General features: G+C 63.0%; 15 protein-coding genes. 13 read left to right on the forward strand and 2 right to left on the reverse strand.

The window, feature by feature from the left end:
- Positions 1-27: 27 nt before the first annotated feature.
- Positions 28-2727 (reverse strand): [protein-PII] uridylyltransferase, encoded by a 2700-nt coding sequence (locus ACCC94_RS00275; RefSeq protein WP_413347518.1) that lies wholly within the window; start codon positions 2725-2727, stop codon positions 28-30.
- A 142-nt stretch (positions 2728-2869) separates the two neighbouring features.
- Positions 2870-3670 (reverse strand): type I methionyl aminopeptidase, encoded by an 801-nt coding sequence (gene map / locus ACCC94_RS00280; RefSeq protein ID WP_413347562.1) that lies wholly within the window; start codon positions 3668-3670, stop codon positions 2870-2872.
- 290 nt (positions 3671-3960) lie between these two features.
- Here map and rpsB point away from each other — a divergent pair, with 290 nt between their 5' ends.
- From rpsB to lpxA, 13 genes are all read left to right on the forward strand, one after another.
- Entirely contained in the window at positions 3961-4701 is a 741-nt protein-coding gene (gene rpsB / locus ACCC94_RS00285) for a 30S ribosomal protein S2 (RefSeq protein ID WP_054908326.1), read from the forward strand.
- A 125-nt stretch (positions 4702-4826) separates the two neighbouring features.
- Positions 4827-5696: a translation elongation factor Ts gene (tsf, locus tag ACCC94_RS00290; protein WP_413347519.1), complete on the forward strand. Its 870-nt coding sequence runs from the start codon at positions 4827-4829 to the stop codon at positions 5694-5696.
- Positions 5697-5902: 206 nt separating this feature from the next.
- On the forward strand, positions 5903-6640 hold the full coding sequence (gene pyrH, locus ACCC94_RS00295; protein WP_017521181.1) for a UMP kinase: 738 nt from the start codon (positions 5903-5905) through the stop codon (positions 6638-6640).
- Between the two features lies 1 nt (position 6641).
- Positions 6642-7199: a ribosome recycling factor gene (gene frr, locus ACCC94_RS00300; RefSeq protein WP_413347520.1), complete on the forward strand. Its 558-nt coding sequence runs from the start codon at positions 6642-6644 to the stop codon at positions 7197-7199.
- Positions 7200-7215: 16 nt separating this feature from the next.
- A complete protein-coding gene (gene uppS / locus ACCC94_RS00305) occupies positions 7216-7971 on the forward strand; it encodes a polyprenyl diphosphate synthase (RefSeq protein WP_413347521.1) in 756 nt (251 codons plus the stop codon).
- Entirely contained in the window at positions 7965-8780 is an 816-nt protein-coding gene (locus tag ACCC94_RS00310; protein WP_413347522.1) for a phosphatidate cytidylyltransferase, read from the forward strand. The genes uppS and ACCC94_RS00310 overlap by 7 nt, the downstream gene beginning before the upstream one ends.
- Positions 8777-9967: a 1-deoxy-D-xylulose-5-phosphate reductoisomerase gene (ispC, locus tag ACCC94_RS00315; RefSeq protein WP_413347523.1), complete on the forward strand. Its 1191-nt coding sequence runs from the start codon at positions 8777-8779 to the stop codon at positions 9965-9967. Before ACCC94_RS00310 ends, ispC begins: the two co-directional genes overlap by 4 nt.
- 16 nt (positions 9968-9983) lie before the next feature.
- Complete coding sequence (gene rseP / locus ACCC94_RS00320; RefSeq protein ID WP_413347524.1) at positions 9984-11336, forward strand: sigma E protease regulator RseP; 1353 nt, start codon at positions 9984-9986, stop codon at positions 11334-11336.
- Positions 11337-11409: 73 nt separating this feature from the next.
- Positions 11410-13797: an outer membrane protein assembly factor BamA gene (gene bamA / locus ACCC94_RS00325; RefSeq protein ID WP_413347525.1), complete on the forward strand. Its 2388-nt coding sequence runs from the start codon at positions 11410-11412 to the stop codon at positions 13795-13797.
- A gap of 48 nt (positions 13798-13845) precedes the next feature.
- A complete protein-coding gene (locus tag ACCC94_RS00330) occupies positions 13846-14349 on the forward strand; it encodes an OmpH family outer membrane protein (protein ID WP_017521188.1) in 504 nt (167 codons plus the stop codon).
- On the forward strand, positions 14349-15410 hold the full coding sequence (gene lpxD, locus ACCC94_RS00335) for a UDP-3-O-(3-hydroxymyristoyl)glucosamine N-acyltransferase (protein WP_413347526.1): 1062 nt from the start codon (positions 14349-14351) through the stop codon (positions 15408-15410). Before ACCC94_RS00330 ends, lpxD begins: the two co-directional genes overlap by 1 nt.
- A gap of 48 nt (positions 15411-15458) precedes the next feature.
- Positions 15459-15899, forward strand: a complete 441-nt coding sequence (gene fabZ, locus ACCC94_RS00340) for a 3-hydroxyacyl-ACP dehydratase FabZ (RefSeq protein WP_413347527.1) — start codon at positions 15459-15461, stop codon at positions 15897-15899.
- Complete coding sequence (gene lpxA, locus ACCC94_RS00345; RefSeq protein WP_413347528.1) at positions 15896-16672, forward strand: acyl-ACP--UDP-N-acetylglucosamine O-acyltransferase; 777 nt, start codon at positions 15896-15898, stop codon at positions 16670-16672. Before fabZ ends, lpxA begins: the two co-directional genes overlap by 4 nt.
- Positions 16673-16674 lie beyond the last annotated feature (2 nt).

The following is a 16674-nucleotide window of genomic DNA, read 5'->3' on the forward strand; positions in this document are numbered from 1 at the left end:
GCAAGGCTCTTTCTTTCTGAATGCTGACTAGATACTGATGCGCACCGGCATGCTCGGTTGGCCGCCATCGGACAGGATGTCCACCAGGGCGGTCTGGATGCGTTTGCACAGCTCCGGGTCCGACAGCGGCTGGTTGTGCCCATCGGTGACGAAGAACACGTCCTCGACGCGCTCGCCCAGGGTGGCGATCTTGGCGTTCTGCACCGACAGGTCGAAGTCCAGGAACAGCCCGCCGATGCGTGCCAGCAGGCCTGGGCGGTCCGGTGCGATGACTTCCAGCACGCTGACCTGGCGGGCCGCGTCGGTGGAAATGGTCACCTGCGGGTTGAAGGCAAAGTGCTTGAGCTGGCGCGGGACGCGGCGCTGGATGATGGTCGGGTACTCGTCCGGGTCCTTCAGGGCGTTGACCAGACCTTGGCGAATTTCCTCGACCCGGCTGGGATTGTTGCCGATCGAGCCGCCATCGGCGTCGAGCACTATGTAGGTGTCGAGGGTGAACAGGCTGGTGGAAGTGATGATCCGCGCGTCCTGGATGTTCAGGTTGAGCTGGTCCATCGCCGCCACGGTCACGGCAAAGAAATCGTGCTGGTCGCCGGCATAGATGAAGATCTGCGTACCGCCCTCGAATTCGCGCTGGGCGGTTTCTTTGATCAGCACCAGCGGAGTGCCGTCGTCCGGGTGCTGGAGGATGGCTTCGGTATGCCAGGCCACGTCGGCGGCGCTGTGGCGCAGGAAATAGTCGTCGCCCAGCTGGCTCCAGAGCTGCTCGGCGTCGTCCTGGTCGATGCCGCCGCGGACCAGGATGTCGATGGCCGCGCTCTGTGTCTGGCGAATCTGCTCCTCGCGGTCGACCGGGTTCTCCAGGCCGCGGCGCAGTGCGCGCTTGGTCTCGGTGTAGAGCTGGCGCAGCAGGCTGGCGCGCCAGGAGTTCCACAGCGTCGGGTTGGTGGCGTTGATGTCGGCCACGGTGAGCACGTAGAGGTAATCCAGGTACGTCTGGTTGCCCATCAGCTGGGCGAAGTCATAGATCACCTGCGGGTCGGAGAGGTCCTTGCGCTGGGCCGTGGTCGACATGATCAGGTGGTTCTGCACCAGCCAGGACACCAGGTTGGTGTCCCACGGCGGTAGCTGGTGGCGCTGGCAGAAGTGTTCGGCGTCCACCGCGCCCAGTTCCGAGTGGTCGCCACCGCGGCCCTTGGCGATGTCGTGGTAGAGCCCGGCGATGTAGATCAGCTCGGGCTTGGGCAGGCGCTCCATGATCTTGCTGGCCAGCGGGTACTTCTCCGCCATGTCCGGGCGGCGCAGCTTGCGCAGGTGCTTGATCAGGTTGAGCGTGTGCGCGTCCACCGTATAGATGTGGAACAGGTCGTGCTGCATCTGCCCGACGATCAGGCCGAACTCCGGCAGGTAGCGGCCGAGGATGCCGTAGCGGTTCATCCGCCGCAGGTTGCGGTGGATGCCTTCGCGGCACTTGAACAGCTCGATGAACAGGCTGGTGTTGCGGATATCGTGGCGGAAGTCGTCGTCGATCAGGTGCCGGCTGTCGCGCAGCAGGCGGATGGTATCGGCCCGCACGCCCTTGATCTCCGGATGCTGGGCCAGCAGCACGAAGATCTCCAGCAGGGCGAAGGGGGTGCGCTTGAAGACGTTGGCGTGGGTGACTTCCAGGTAGCCGTCGCGCAGCTGGAAGCGGCTGTTGAGCGGCTGGAGCTGGCCGTTCTCGCCGGCGCGCAGTATCACTTCCTCGAAGTGCTGCATGATCAGGTCGTTCAGCTCGGAGACGGCCATGACCACGCGGTAGTACTTCTGCATGAAGCGCTCGACGGCCAGTTTGGCATCGTTGCCTTCGTAGCCGAGCATGCCGGCGATGCGTCTCTGGTGATCGAACAGCAGGCGGTCCTCGGCACGCCCGGCGAGCATGTGCAGGGCGTAGCGGACCTTCCAGAGGAACTCCTGGCTGGAGGCCAGCACCGAGCATTCGCTTTCCACCAGGAAGCCTTCGCGCACCAGGGCGTGCAGGTTGAGACTGCCGAAGTGACGGCGGGCGACCCAGAGCAGCGTCTGGATGTCGCGCAGGCCGCCGGGCGAGCCCTTCACGTTGGGCTCGAGGTTGTATTCGGTGTCGTTGTATTTGGTGTGGCGGTGGATCTGCTCCTTGCGCTTGGCCAGGTAGAACTGGCTGCTGGGCCACATCTGCTGGGTGCTGGTGGCTTCGAGCATGCGCCGGCGCAGGCTGTCCGGGCCGGAGATGGTCCGGCACTCCATCAGGTTGGTGACCACGGTGAGGTCGGCGCGCGCTTCCTCGGCGCATTCGGCCACCGAGCGCACGCTCTGGCCGACTTCCAGGCCGATGTCCCAGAGCAGGGTGAGGAAGCCCTCGATGGGGGCGCGGAAGCTTTCCTGGTCCTCGCTATCGAGCAGGATCAGCAGGTCGATGTCCGAGTGCGGGTGCAGTTCGCCGCGCCCGTAGCCGCCTACGGCGACCAGCGCGATATCGGCATCGTCGCCCCAGTCGAAGCGGTTCCAGGCCTGCTGCAGGATCTGGTCGACGAACCAGGCGCGGTCCTCGATCAGCCGACGGATGTCGCGTCCGCCGTTGAAGCGGGCGTCGAGCACGTCGTTGGCCTGACGAATGGCCTTCTTGAAGGCGGCGATGGGGCTGGATTTGAGGGCCAGTTCCGCCTGGAACTGCCCGCGGTCGAACAACTCGGGATCCACCTGCGGCATGGCGGCCTTCCTGATCAAGGGCTTAGGGGAGGGCAGGGGCAAGAGGGCAGCCGGGCCGTGCGCTTGGCGCAAGGCCCGGTGGCTGTGCCGGGCCGGGATTTGTATGTTCTACCCAGCCGTCGGCGAGATTGCAAACCGCGACTCAGGCAGCCGGAGTGCGCGGGAAGCTTTCGTCGTTGCGCAGGGTCAGGATCTCGTAGCCGTCGGCGGTGACCAGCACGGTGTGCTCCCACTGCGCGGACAGCTTGCGGTCCTTGGTGATGGCGGTCCAGCCGTCACCCAGCAGGCGGGTTTCCGGGCGGCCCTGGTTGATCATCGGCTCGATGGTGAAGATCATGCCTTCCTTGAGTTCCAGGCCGGTGCCGGCGCGACCGTAGTGCAGCACCTGCGGCTCCTCGTGGAACACCTTGCCGATGCCATGGCCGCAGTATTCGCGCACCACGGAGAAGCCATTCTTCTCGGCGTACTTCTGGATCACCTCGCCGATGTCGCCCAGGCGCGCGCCCGGCTTGACCACGGCAATGCCCTTGTACATGCATTCCTGGGTGATCTGGCACAGTCGGTCAGCCCATTCCGGGGTCTTGCCGACCGAGAACATCTTGCTGGTGTCGCCGTGGTAGCCGTCCTTGATCACGGTGATATCGATGTTGACGATATCGCCTTCCTTGAGCGGCTTCTCGTTGGGAATGCCGTGGCACACCACGTGGTTGATCGAGGTGCAGATGGACTTGGGGAAGCCCTTGTAGTTCAGCGGCGCGGGAATGGCCTTCTGCACGTTGACGATGTAGTCGTGGCAGATGCGGTCCAGTTCGTCGGTGGTGACGCCGGGCTTGACGTGTTCGCCGATCATTTCCAGCACTTCGGCGGCCAGACGGCCGGCGACGCGCATTTTCTCGATGTCTTCGGGCGTCTTGATGGTGACGGTCATGCGACTTCTCTTCAGGCGCTGCGTGCGCGCGGGTAAATGAGAGGAATACGCAAGTCTATCAGACTTGGCGCTCTTCTATTAAGGGCGCAGAGGCGCAGCGAGGCGCTGGACGGGGTGCCGGGCGTCCTTTCGGGTTTTGTTCTGGCCTGGGTTGTGGTATAAAGCGCCCCGCTCTGAAGGCTACCGCCATTCGGAGCATTAACCCACACATGCATCGACACGATGGCCTGGGTGCCTTTCGACACAGTCGGAGGGTTGGCCGTTGGGATGCATGGAGGCCTAACCCGACTTATCGAGGAACTATCATGTCCCAAGTCAACATGCGCGATATGCTGAAGGCCGGTGTGCACTTCGGCCACCAGACCCGTTACTGGAACCCGAAAATGGGCAAGTTCATTTTCGGCGCGCGCAACAAGATTCACATCATCAACCTCGAAAAAACCCTGCCGATGTTCAACGAGGCCCTGACCTTCGTTGAGCGCCTGGCCCAGGGCAAGAACAAGATCCTGTTCGTCGGCACCAAGCGTTCCGCCGGCAAGATCGTTCGCGAAGAAGCTGCCCGTTGCGGCATGCCCTACGTCGATCACCGTTGGCTGGGCGGCATGCTCACCAACTACAAGACCATCCGTCAGTCGATCAAGCGTCTGCGCGAGCTGGAAGTCCAGTCCCAGGACGGCACTTTCGCCAAGCTGACCAAGAAAGAAGCCCTGATGCGCTCCCGTGATCTGGAAAAACTGGATCGCAGCCTGGGCGGCATCAAGGACATGGGTGGCCTGCCGGACGCTCTGTTCGTGATCGACGTTGACCACGAGCGCATTGCTATCACCGAAGCCAACAAGCTGGGCATCCCGGTCATCGGCGTCGTCGATACCAACAGCAGCCCGGAAGGCGTTGACTATGTTATCCCGGGTAACGACGACGCCATCCGCGCCGTTCAGCTGTACCTGGGCTCGATGGCTGAAGCCGTCCTGCGCGGCAAGAACGCCGGCGGCGTGACTGCTGACGAGTTCGTCGAAGAAGCACCGGCCGAATCCGCCGAAGGCTGATTCCAGGACGTCCAGACGTCCTACGGTGAGCAGGAAGGGGGCTAGGCCCCCTTTTTGCCACCCCGAAAATTCCGCCCGGGCATCCGGGCGATCTGGTTTTGAGAGCAACTCAAGAGGATTTCGAAATGGCAGAAATTACTGCAGCACTGGTCAAGGAACTGCGTGAGCGTACCGGCCAGGGCATGATGGAATGCAAGAAGGCACTGGTAGCCGCCGAAGGCGACATCGAAAAAGCCATCGACGACATGCGCGCCTCCGGCGCCATCAAGGCAGCCAAGAAGGCCGGCAACATCGCCGCCGAAGGCGCCATCGCCGCCAAAGTGGCTGACGATGCCAAGTCCGCTACCATCATCGAAGTCAACTCGCAGACCGACTTCCTGGCCCTGCAGGACGACTTCAAGAACTTCGTGGCCGCCAGCCTGGACAAGGCTGTTGCCCAGAAGCTGACCGACGCCGCCCCGCTGATCGCCGAGCAGGAACCGGCTCGTGAAGCCCTGGTTGCCAAGTGCGGCGAGAACGTCAACATCCGTCGTCTGGCTCGCGTGGAAGGCGACGTGGTCGGCGCCTACCTGCACGGCCACCGCATCGGCGTCCTGGTCACTCTGAAGGGCGGCAACGCCGAACTGGCTCGCGACATCGCCATGCACGTCGCTGCCAGCAACCCGCAGTTCCTCGATCCGTCGCAGGTTTCCGAAGAAGCCGTTGCCAAAGAGAAGGAAATCTTCCTCGCTCTGAACGCCGACAAGATCGCCGGCAAGCCGGAAAACATCGTCGAGAACATGGTCAAGGGCCGTATCTCGAAGTTCCTGGCCGAAGCCAGCCTGGTCGAGCAAGCGTTCGTCAAGGATCCGGAAGTCAAGGTCGGTGACCTGGCCAAGAAAGCCGGCGCCGAAATCGTTTCCTTCGTTCGTTTCGAAGTAGGCGAAGGCATCGAGAAAGTCGAAGCCGACTTTGCTGCCGAGGTTGCTGCTCAAGTAGCCGCTTCCAAGCAGTAATAGACAGTCTCACGACTGTCGCCCCGCAAGAGGCTGCCCGCTAACGCGCGCGGCCTCTTTGCCAAACTGGGGAAGCCAAAAGGGGCGGCTTCCGCGGTGCAGGCCCGCCAGGCGGGTTCAAAGGCACCGTAAGGCTGGCTGGTCCAAGCTTTCCGCCAAGCGCCCACAAGGCGCACAGCATTCAATCGCCGCAGGAGAAAAAGGTCATGGCTCAGCAGCTGAGCGCTCGTCAACCTCGCTATAAACGCATTCTTCTAAAACTGAGCGGCGAAGCCCTGATGGGCTCCGAGGAGTTCGGCATCGATCCCAAGGTGCTGGACCGCATGGCGCTGGAGATCGGCCAGCTCGTCGGTATCGGCGTGCAGGTCGGCCTGGTGATCGGTGGCGGCAACCTGTTCCGTGGCGCGGCGCTGTCTGCGGCCGGCATGGACCGCGTCACCGGCGACCACATGGGCATGCTCGCCACCGTGATGAACGGTCTGGCCATGCGTGACGCCCTGGAGCGTTCGAACATCACCGCCATCGTCATGTCCGCCATTTCCATGGTCGGCGTGACCGATCACTACGACCGCCGCAAGGCCATGCGCCACCTGAAGAGCGGCGAAGTGGTGATCTTCTCCGCCGGTACCGGCAACCCGTTCTTCACCACCGACTCCGCCGCCTGCCTGCGCGCCATCGAAATAGATGCTGACGTAGTACTCAAGGCGACCAAGGTGGACGGCGTGTACACTGCCGACCCGTTCAAGGACCCGAATGCCGAGAAGTTCGAGCGTCTGACGTACGATGAAGTGCTCGATCGTAAGCTGGGCGTGATGGACCTCACGGCAATCTGCCTGTGCCGGGACCAGAAAATGCCGCTGCGGGTGTTCAACATGAACAAGCCCGGCGCGCTGCTGAATATTGTTGTAGGTGGTGCTGAAGGCACCCTGATCGAGGAGGATTGAGATGATCAACGAGATCAAGAAGGAAGCGCAGGATCGTATGGGCAAAACCCTGGAAGCCCTGGGCCATGCCTTTGCCAAGATTCGTACCGGCCGTGCGCACCCCAGCATCCTGGATAGCGTGATGGTGTCCTATTACGGTTCCGACACGCCGCTGCGCCAGGTCGCCAACGTCACCGTGGAAGATTCCCGCACCCTGGCTCTGAGCGTCTTCGACAAGAGCATGATCCAGGCGGTCGAGAAGGCCATCATGACTTCCGACCTGGGCCTGAACCCGGCCACCGCCGGCACCACCATTCGCGTGCCGATGCCGGCCCTGACCGAGGAAACCCGCAAGGGCTTCACCAAGCAGGCTCGCGCCGAAGCCGAGCAGGCCCGCGTTTCCGTGCGCAACATCCGTCGCGACGCGCTGGCACAGCTGAAAGATCTGCAGAAGGAAAAGGAAATCAGCGAGGACGAAGAGCGTCGCGCCGGCGACGAGATCCAGAAGATCACCGACAAGTTCGTCGTGGAGATCGAAAAGGCCCTCGAGGCCAAGGAAACGGATCTGATGGCCGTCTGACGGCCGGGCTCTTGTCATGGAAAAGACCAAGCAGGTGACGCCCGTGCCCCGGCACGTGGCGATCATCATGGACGGCAACAACCGCTGGGCGAAGAAGCGCCTGATGCCTGGCGTAGCCGGGCACAAGGCCGGTGTGGATGCCGTCCGTGCGGTGATCAAGACCTGCGCCGAGGCAGGCGTCGAAGTGCTGACGCTGTTCGCCTTCTCCAGCGAGAACTGGCAGCGCCCGGCCGAGGAGGTCGGTGCGCTAATGGAGCTGTTCCTCATGGCCCTTCGGCGCGAGGTTCGCAAGCTCAGTGCCAATGGTATCCGCCTGCGCATCATCGGCGACCGCAGCCGTTTCGCGCCTGAGCTGCAGGCGGCGATGCGTGAGGCCGAAGCACTGACCGCCAATGGCAGCAGCATGCTGTTGCAGGTCGCGGCGAACTATGGCGGCCAGTGGGATATCACCCAGGCGGCGCAGCGTCTGGCGCGCGAAGTGCAGGCGGGCCACCTGGCGGCGGAAGAGATCACTCCGGAGCTGATCCAGGGTTGTCTTTCCACCGGCGACCAGCCATTGCCCGACCTGTGCATCCGCACCGGCGGCGAGCACCGCATCAGCAACTTCCTTCTCTGGCAGCTGGCCTACGCCGAGCTGTATTTCTCCGATCTCTACTGGCCCGACTTCAAGCACGAAGCCATGCAGGCTGCGTTGCAGGACTATGCCTCTCGTCAGCGCCGCTTCGGCAAGACCAGCGAGCAGGTCGAGGCCGAGGCCCCCCCGTCATGTTGAAACAACGCATCATCACGGCGCTGATCCTGTTGCCGATCGCGCTGGGTGGTTTCTTCCTGCTCGATGGTGCGGCGTTCTCGCTGTTCATCGGCCTGGTGGTCAGCCTCGGTGCCTGGGAGTGGGCGCGCCTGGCGGGCTACAACGAACAATCTGCCCGTGTCGGATATGCTGCCGTCGTCGCGGCGCTGATGCTGGTACTCGCCTGGTTGCCGCAACTGGCAGGGGCGGTACTGGTGCTGGCGCTGCTCTGGTGGATGCTGGCAATCGTCATGGTGCTGACCTACCCCGACAGCGCATCGAGCTGGGGCGGACGCTGGCGCCGGCTGCTGATCGGCCTGCTGATCCTGCTGCCGGCCTGGCAGGGGCTGGTGCTGCTCAAGCAGTGGCCGCTGTCCAACTGGCTGATCGTGGCGGTGATGGTGCTGGTCTGGGCCGCCGACATCGGTGCCTATTTCTCCGGCAAGGCCTTCGGCAAGCGCAAGCTCGCCCCGCGCGTCAGCCCGGGCAAGAGCTGGGAAGGCTTCTTCGGCGGCATGGCGCTGTGCCTGGCGATTACCGTCGTGGTCGCCATCTATCGCGACTGGACCGTCCGCGAGCTGCTGCTGGCGCTGCCGTGCGCGGCCATCGTGGTAGCCCTGTCGGTGATTGGCGACCTGACCGAAAGCATGTTCAAGCGCCAGTCCGGCCTCAAGGACAGCAGCAATCTGCTGCCGGGCCATGGCGGCGTGCTGGACCGTATCGACAGCCTGACGGCAGCCATCCCGGTGTTCACTGCGCTGCTCTGGGCCGTGGGCTGGGGTACGCCGTGAGTCATCCGCAGTGGATCACCGTGCTGGGGGCGACCGGTTCGATCGGCCTCAGCACCCTGGATGTCATTGGTCGTCACCCTGATCGCTACCGCGTTTTCGCACTCAGCGGTTTTTCCCGTCTTGCCGAGCTGGAAGCGCTGTGCCTGCGTCACCAGCCGCGTTTTGTCGTGGTGCCGGAAGCCGAACAGGCCCGCGCCCTGCAGGAGCGCCTGACCTCTGCTGGCCTGGTAGCGCGCGTGCTGGTGGGTGAGGCAGGGCTTTGCGAGGTCTCCGCCCATCCCGAAGTGGATGCCGTGATGGCGGCCATCGTCGGCGCCGCTGGCCTCAAACCCACCCTGGCCGCCGTCGAGGCGGGCAAAAGGGTGTTGCTGGCCAATAAAGAGGCGCTGGTAATGTCCGGCGCGCTGTTCATGAATGCCGTCCGCGCCAGCGGCGCCGTGCTGCTGCCAATCGACAGCGAGCACAACGCGATCTTCCAGTGCATGCCGGCAGATTATGCTCGCGGCCTGGTCGAGGTCGGCGTTCGTCGCATCCTGCTGACCGCGTCTGGCGGCCCCTTCCGCGAAACGCCGTTGGCGCAGTTGGCTGAGGTTTCGCCCGAGCAGGCCTGCGCGCACCCCAATTGGTCGATGGGGCGGAAGATCTCCGTCGATTCGGCCAGCATGATGAACAAGGGGCTGGAGCTGATCGAGGCTTGCTGGCTGTTCGACGCTGCGCCATCGAAGGTCGAGGTGGTGATCCATCCGCAGAGCGTCATTCATTCGCTGGTGGATTACGTCGACGGCTCGGTGCTGGCTCAGCTGGGCAACCCGGACATGCGTACACCCATCGCTCACGCGCTGGCATGGCCGCAGCGGATCGATTCCGGTGTCTCGCCGCTGGACCTGTTCTCCATCGCTCGCCTGGACTTCAGCGCGCCCGATGAGCAACGTTTTCCCTGCCTGCGCCTGGCGCGCCAGGCCGCCGAAGCGGGCGGCAGCGTGCCGGCGATGCTCAATGCGGCGAACGAGGTTGCAGTCGCTGCGTTCCTCGAGCGGCGCATCCGCTTCACGGATATCCCGGTTATCATCGACGAGGTGCTGAACCGCGAGACGCATACACCGGTCGAATCGCTCGATGCGGTGCTGGCGGCCGACCAGCGGGCACGCAGCGCCGCGCAGGCGTGGTTGCAGGAACGCGGGCGTTGAGCCCGAGGAGGTAGCGATGAGCGCCCTTTATATGGTGGTTGGACTGATTGTCGCCCTGGGAGTACTGGTCACCTTCCACGAATTCGGTCACTTCTGGGTTGCCCGCCGGTGCGGGGTCAAGGTCCTGCGCTTCTCCGTGGGCTTCGGCACGCCGCTGGTGCGCTGGCATGATCGCCATGGCACCGAGTTCGTCGTCGCTGCGATCCCCCTGGGTGGCTATGTAAAGATGCTCGATGAGCGGGAGGGCGATGTTCCCCCCGAGTTGCTCGATCGCGCCTTCAATCGCAAGACCGTCTTCCAGCGCATCGCCATCGTGGCGGCGGGGCCGATCGCCAACTTCCTGCTGGCCATCCTGTTCTTCTGGGTGCTGGCGATGCTGGGTAGCCAGCAGATCAAACCGATCATCGGCTCGGTGGTGGCGAACAGTCCCGCGGCCATCGCCGGACTGGCGTCTGGCCAGGAGGTCGTTGCGGTCGACGGCGAGGCCGTCGATGGCTGGAGCGGCGTCAACCTGCAACTGGTACGCCGCCTTGGTGAAACCGGCGAGCTGAGCGTTTCGGTGCTGGAGCAGGGTTCCAGCGTGCCGGCAGTGCACCAGGTGCGCATCAGTTCCTGGCTGAAGAACGAGGACAATCCCGATCCCATCGGTGGCCTGGGCATCCAGCCATGGCGACCCGCTGTCGCACCGGTGATCGCTGAGCTGGACGAAAAAGGCCCTGCAAAGGCGGCCGGCCTGCAGATTGGTGACCGACTCGTCAGTCTGGACGGTCAGTCGGTCACGGATTGGCAGGACGTCGTTTCGCGTGTCCGCGCCCTGCCTGAAGGCAAGGTTACCCTGGGCATCGAACGTGCCGGTCAGCGCGAGGAGCTCGTCCTGACCCTGGCAGCCAAAGGCGAGGGCAAGGCCCGCACCGGTTACCTGGGCGCGGGTGTCGCCGGGGGACAGTGGCCGCCGGAAATGCTCCGCGAAGTGAGCTACGGACCGGTGGCGGCAGTGGGGCAGGCGCTCTCGCGAACCTGGTCCATGAGCCTGCTAACTCTGGATTCTCTAAAGAAAATGGTGCTTGGGCAGCTCTCGGTAAAAAACTTGAGCGGGCCGATAACCATTGCTAAAGTGGCGGGCGCTTCAGCCCAGTCCGGCGTAGGGGATTTTCTGCATTTCCTCGCCTATCTGAGCATCAGCTTGGGGGTTCTCAACCTGTTGCCGATACCCGTCCTCGATGGTGGGCATCTGCTGTTCTACATGGTCGAGTGGGTGCGTGGCCGCCCACTGTCGGAGCGGGTCCAGGCTTGGGGGATGCAGATTGGCATCAGCCTGGTAGTCGGGGTCATGTTGTTGGCCCTGGTCAACGATCTGAGTCGGCTGTAACCCGCCTTTGGATTTCGGATCTGCCGCCCTTTGCGGCAGATTCTCTATTTGTCAGTTGGAATAAAAGGACTCCATGAAACGCTTTCTGCTTCCCGCGGCCCTTTCCGCGCTGATGATCGCCCAGGTTCACGCCGAGTCCTTCACTGTTTCCGATATCCGGGTCAACGGTCTGCAGCGCGTATCGGCCGGCAGCGTGTTCGCGGCGCTGCCGCTGAACGTCGGCGAGCAGATCGACGATCGCCGCCTGGTCGAAGCGACCCGCTCGCTGTTCAAGACCGGCTTCTTCCAGGACATCCAGCTCAGCCGCGACGGCAACGTGCTGATCGTCAACGTGGTCGAGCGTCCGTCCATCTCCAGCATCGAGATCGAGGGCAACAAGGCCATCACCACCGAAGACCTGATGAAGGGCCTGAAGCAGTCCGGCCTCTCCGAAGGCGAAATCTTCCAGCGTGCGACCCTCGAAGGCGTGCGTAACGAACTGCAGCGCCAGTACGTGGCCCAGGGCCGCTACTCCGCCGAGATCGAAACCGAAGTGGTGCCCCAGCCGCGCAACCGCGTCGCGCTGAAGATCAACATCAACGAAGGCACCGTGGCGGCCATCGCCCATGTCAACGTGGTGGGCAACACCGTCTTCTCCGAGGAAGACCTGACCGACCTGTTCGAACTGAAGACCACCAACTGGCTGTCCTTCTTCAAGAACGACGACAAGTACTCGCGCGAAAAACTCTCCGGTGACCTGGAGCGCCTGCGTTCGTACTACCTGGACCGTGGCTACATCCACATGGATATCGCCTCCACCCAGGTGTCCATCACCCCGGACAAGAAGCACGTCTACATCACCGTCAACGTCAACGAAGGCGAGAAATACACCGTCAGCGACGTGAAGCTCTCCGGCGACCTGAAAGTGCCGGAAGAGGAAGTGAAGAAGCTGCTGCTGGTGAAGAAGGGCCAGGTGTTCTCCCGCAAGGTGATGACCACCACCTCCGACCTGATCACCCGTCGCCTGGGTAACGAGGGCTACACCTTCGCCAACGTCAACGGCGTTCCCGAGCCGAACGACGAGAACAAGACCGTATCGATCACCTACGTGGTCGATCCTGGCAAGCGCGCCTACGTCAACCGCATCAACTTCCGTGGCAACACCAAGACCGAGGACGAAGTACTCCGTCGCGAGATGCGCCAGATGGAAGGCGGCTGGGCGTCGACCTACCTGATCGACCAGTCCAAGCAGCGCCTGGAGCGCCTGGGCTACTTCAAGGAAGTCAACGTCGAGACCCCCGCCGTCCCTGGCACCGACGACCAGGTCGACGTGAACTACAGCGTGGAAGAGCAGCCCTCCGGCTCGATCACCGCGAGCGTGGGCTTCGCCCAGAGCGCCGGTCTGATCCTTGGCGGCTCGATCAGCCAGAACAACTTCCTGGGTACCGGTAACAAGGTCAGCATCGGTCTGACCAAGTCCGACTACCAGACCCGCTACAACTTCGGTTTCGTCGATCCCTACTGGACCGTCGACGGCGTCAGCCTCGGCTACAACGCCTTCTACCGCAAGACCGATTACGATCAGCTCGACGTCGACGTTTCCAGCTACTCGGTGAACAGCCTGGGTGCCGGCGTCAGCATCGGCTACCCGATCAGCGAGACCTCGCGCCTGACCTACGGCCTGACCGTACAGCGCGACGACATCGACACCGGCGCCTACACCGTCGATGAAATCTTCGACTTCATCGAGAAGGAAGGCGACAGCTTCACCAACTTCAAGGCGTCCATCGGCTGGTCCGAGTCGACCCTGAACAAGGGCGTGCTGGCGAACCGCGGTCACTCGCAGAGCCTGGTCCTGGAAACCACCATTCCGGGCAGCGACCTGTCGTTCTACAAGCTTGACTACCGCGGCCAGATCTTCGCGCCGCTAACCGAAACCTACACCATGCGCTTCCACACCGAACTCGGTTACGGCGGCGCTTACGGTGACACCGATCGCCTGCCGTTCTACGAGAACTACTACGCCGGCGGCTTCAACTCGGTGCGTGGCTTCAAGGACAGTACCCTCGGCCCGCGCAGTACGCCGAGTGTTGCGCGTGATGCCAACGGCAATAAGATTGACGGTCCTGACGCCAACGGCCGCTACACCGACCCTGATTCTGATCCGCAAGCGTTCGGCGGTAACATCCTGATCACCGGCGGTGCCGAACTGCTGTTCCCGCTGCCCTTCGTGAAGGACCAGCGCCAGCTGCGTACGGTGCTGTTCTATGACATCGGTAACGTGTTCGACACCGACTGCCCGATTTCCACTACCCAGGGTTGCGACGGCGTCAAGTTCCAGGACATGGCCATGTCCGCCGGTGTCGGGCTGACCTGGATCACCGCGCTGGGCCCGTTGAGCTTCAGCCTGGCGACCCCGATCAAGAAGCCGGACAACGCCGAGACCCAGATATTCCAGTTCTCCCTGGGGCAAACCTTCTAATTGGCCGTATCGTTGTAATGACAACCATGCTTTGTGCAGGAGTGCATTGTGCGTAAGTTGACCCAGTTCGTCCTGATCACCGCCGCCCTGGCAGCGAGCCCCGCGTTCGCCGACATGAAGATCGCGGTGCTCAACTATCAGATGGCACTCCTCGAGTCGGACGCGGCCAAGCAATACGCCGTCGACGCCGAGAAGAAGTTCGGCCCCCAGCTGAACAAGCTCAAGGCCCTGGAAAGCGACGCCAAGTCCCTGCAGGACAAGCTGGTCAACGGCGGCAGCAAGATGTCCAATGCCGAGCGTGAAAAGGCCGAGGGCGACTTCAAGCAGAAGGCCCGTGACTTCCAGTTCCAGTCCAAGGAGCTTAACGAAGCCAAGGCGGTCGCCGACCGCGACATGCTGAAGAAGCTCAAGCCGAAGCTGGACCAGGCCGTCGAGGAAACCATCAAGAAAGGTGGTTATGACCTCGTGGTCGAGCGTGGTGCCGTGGTCGACGTCAAGCCGCAGTACGACATCACCCGCCAAGTCATCGAGCGCATGAACCAACTGCGCTGATGATGACCCAGCTGTCGTTCACCCTCGCCGAACTGGCTGCGCACCTCGATGCCGAGTTGCGCGGCGATCCCGCTCAGGTCATCAGTGGGCTGGCTACCCTGCAGGATGCAGGCGCCGGCCAACTGAGCTTCCTGGCCAATCCGCAGTACCGCAAGTTCCTCGAAGGCAGCCAGGCCAGCGCCGTCCTGCTGACTGCTGCCGATGCCGAAGGCTTTACCGGCAATGCGCTGATCGTTCCCAATCCGTACCTGGCCTATGCCGGCCTGTCCCACCAGTTCGACCGCAAGCCCAGGGCGCCGGTCGGCATTCATCCCACCGCGGTGGTCGATGAAGGGGCGCAGGTCGATGCGACTGCCAGCATCGGTGCCTACGCCGTGATCGAGGCCGGCGCGCAGATCGGTGCGAACGTCACCATCGGCGCCCATTGCTTCGTCGGTGCGCGCAGCGTGGTCGGAGAAGGTGGCTGGCTCGCCCCTCGCGTCACCCTGTACCACGACGTGCGCATCGGCAAGCGTGTGGTGATCCAGTCCGGCGCCGTATTGGGCGGCGAGGGCTTCGGCTTCGCCAACCACAAGGGCGTCTGGCAGAAGATCGCGCAGATCGGCGGCGTCACCCTGGGTGATGATGTCGAGATCGGCGCCAACACCACCATCGATCGTGGCGCGCTGTCCGACACCCTGGTCGGCAACGGCGTGAAGCTGGATAACCAGATCATGATCGCCCACAACGTGCAGATCGGCGATCACACCGCCATGGCCGGCTGCTGCGGGATTTCCGGCAGCGCCAAGATCGGCAAGCATTGCATGCTCGCCGGCGGCGTCGGCCTGGTCGGGCATATCGAGATCTGCGACAACGTCTTCGTCACCGGGATGACCATGGTGACCCGTTCGATCACCGAACCGGGCTCCTACTCCTCCGGTACCGCCATGCAGCCCGCGGCTGAATGGAAGAAGAGCGCCGCGCGTATTCGTCAGCTGGATGACATGGCCCGTCGTCTGCAGCAGCTGGAAAAGCGCCTGGCCGCCGTGACCCCAAGTGGAGACGCTCCATCAGATGCGTGATCCACGCATTTTTTGGCGTTTCCCTTTTCTGAACAGGCTCCCCTGAACATGATGGACATCAACGAGATTCGCGAATACCTGCCTCATCGCTACCCCTTCCTGCTGGTGGATCGGGTGGTCGAGCTGGACATCGAAGGCAAGCGCATTCGCGCCTACAAGAATGTCAGCATCAACGAGCCGTTCTTCAATGGCCACTTCCCGCAGCATCCGATCATGCCGGGCGTGCTGATCATCGAGGCCATGGCCCAGGCCGCCGGCATCCTCGGTTTCAAGATGCTCGACGTGAAGCCGGCCGACGGTACCCTGTATTACTTCGTCGGCTCCGACAAGCTGCGCTTCCGCCAGCCGGTGCTGCCGGGCGATCAACTGCAACTGAACGCCCAGTTCCTGAGTGTCAAGCGCGGTATCTGGAAGTTCGACTGCCACGCCACCGTCGATGACAAGGCGGTATGCTCGGCCGAAATCATCTGTGCGGAACGCAAACTATGAGTTTGATCGATCCTCGCGCCATCATCGACCCGCGCGCAAAGCTGGCTGACGACGTAGAAGTGGGCCCCTGGTCCATGGTCGGGCCGGATGTGGAGATCGGCGAAGGTACGGTGATCGGTCCGCACGTGGTGGTCAAAGGCCCCACCAAGATCGGTAAGCACAACAGGATTTTCCAGTTCTCCAGCGTGGGTGAAGATACCCCCGACCTGAAGTACAAGGGCGAACCGACGCGCCTGGTGATCGGCGACCACAACGTGATCCGCGAGGGTGTCACCATCCATCGCGGCACCATCCAGGATCGCTCGGAAACCACCATTGGCGACCACAACCTGTTCATGGCCTATGTTCACGTCGGGCATGACAGTGTGATCGGCAACCATTGCATCCTGGTGAACAACACCGCCCTGGCGGGTCATGTTCATGTGGATGACTGGGCGATCCTCTCCGGTTACACCCTGGTGCATCAGTTCTGCCGCATCGGCGCCCACGCCTTCTCGGGCATGGGGACCACCATCGGCAAGGACGTTCCGGCCTATGTCACGGTCTTCGGCAACCCCGCCGAGGCCCGCAGCATGAACTTCGAGGGCTTGCGCCGTCGGGGTTTCAGCGCCGAATCGATCCAGGCATTGCGCCGCGCCTACAAGGTGGTCTACCGCCAGGGCCTGACGGTGGACGAGGCGCTGGCCGAACTGGCCGAGGCCTCCACGCAGTTCCCGGAAGTCGCGGTGTTCCGCGATTCCATCCAGAGCTCCACCCGCGGCATCACCCGCTGACC

The organism is Pseudomonas sp. Pseusp97 (assembly GCF_047304025.1).
Classification (GTDB): domain Bacteria; phylum Pseudomonadota; class Gammaproteobacteria; order Pseudomonadales; family Pseudomonadaceae; genus Pseudomonas.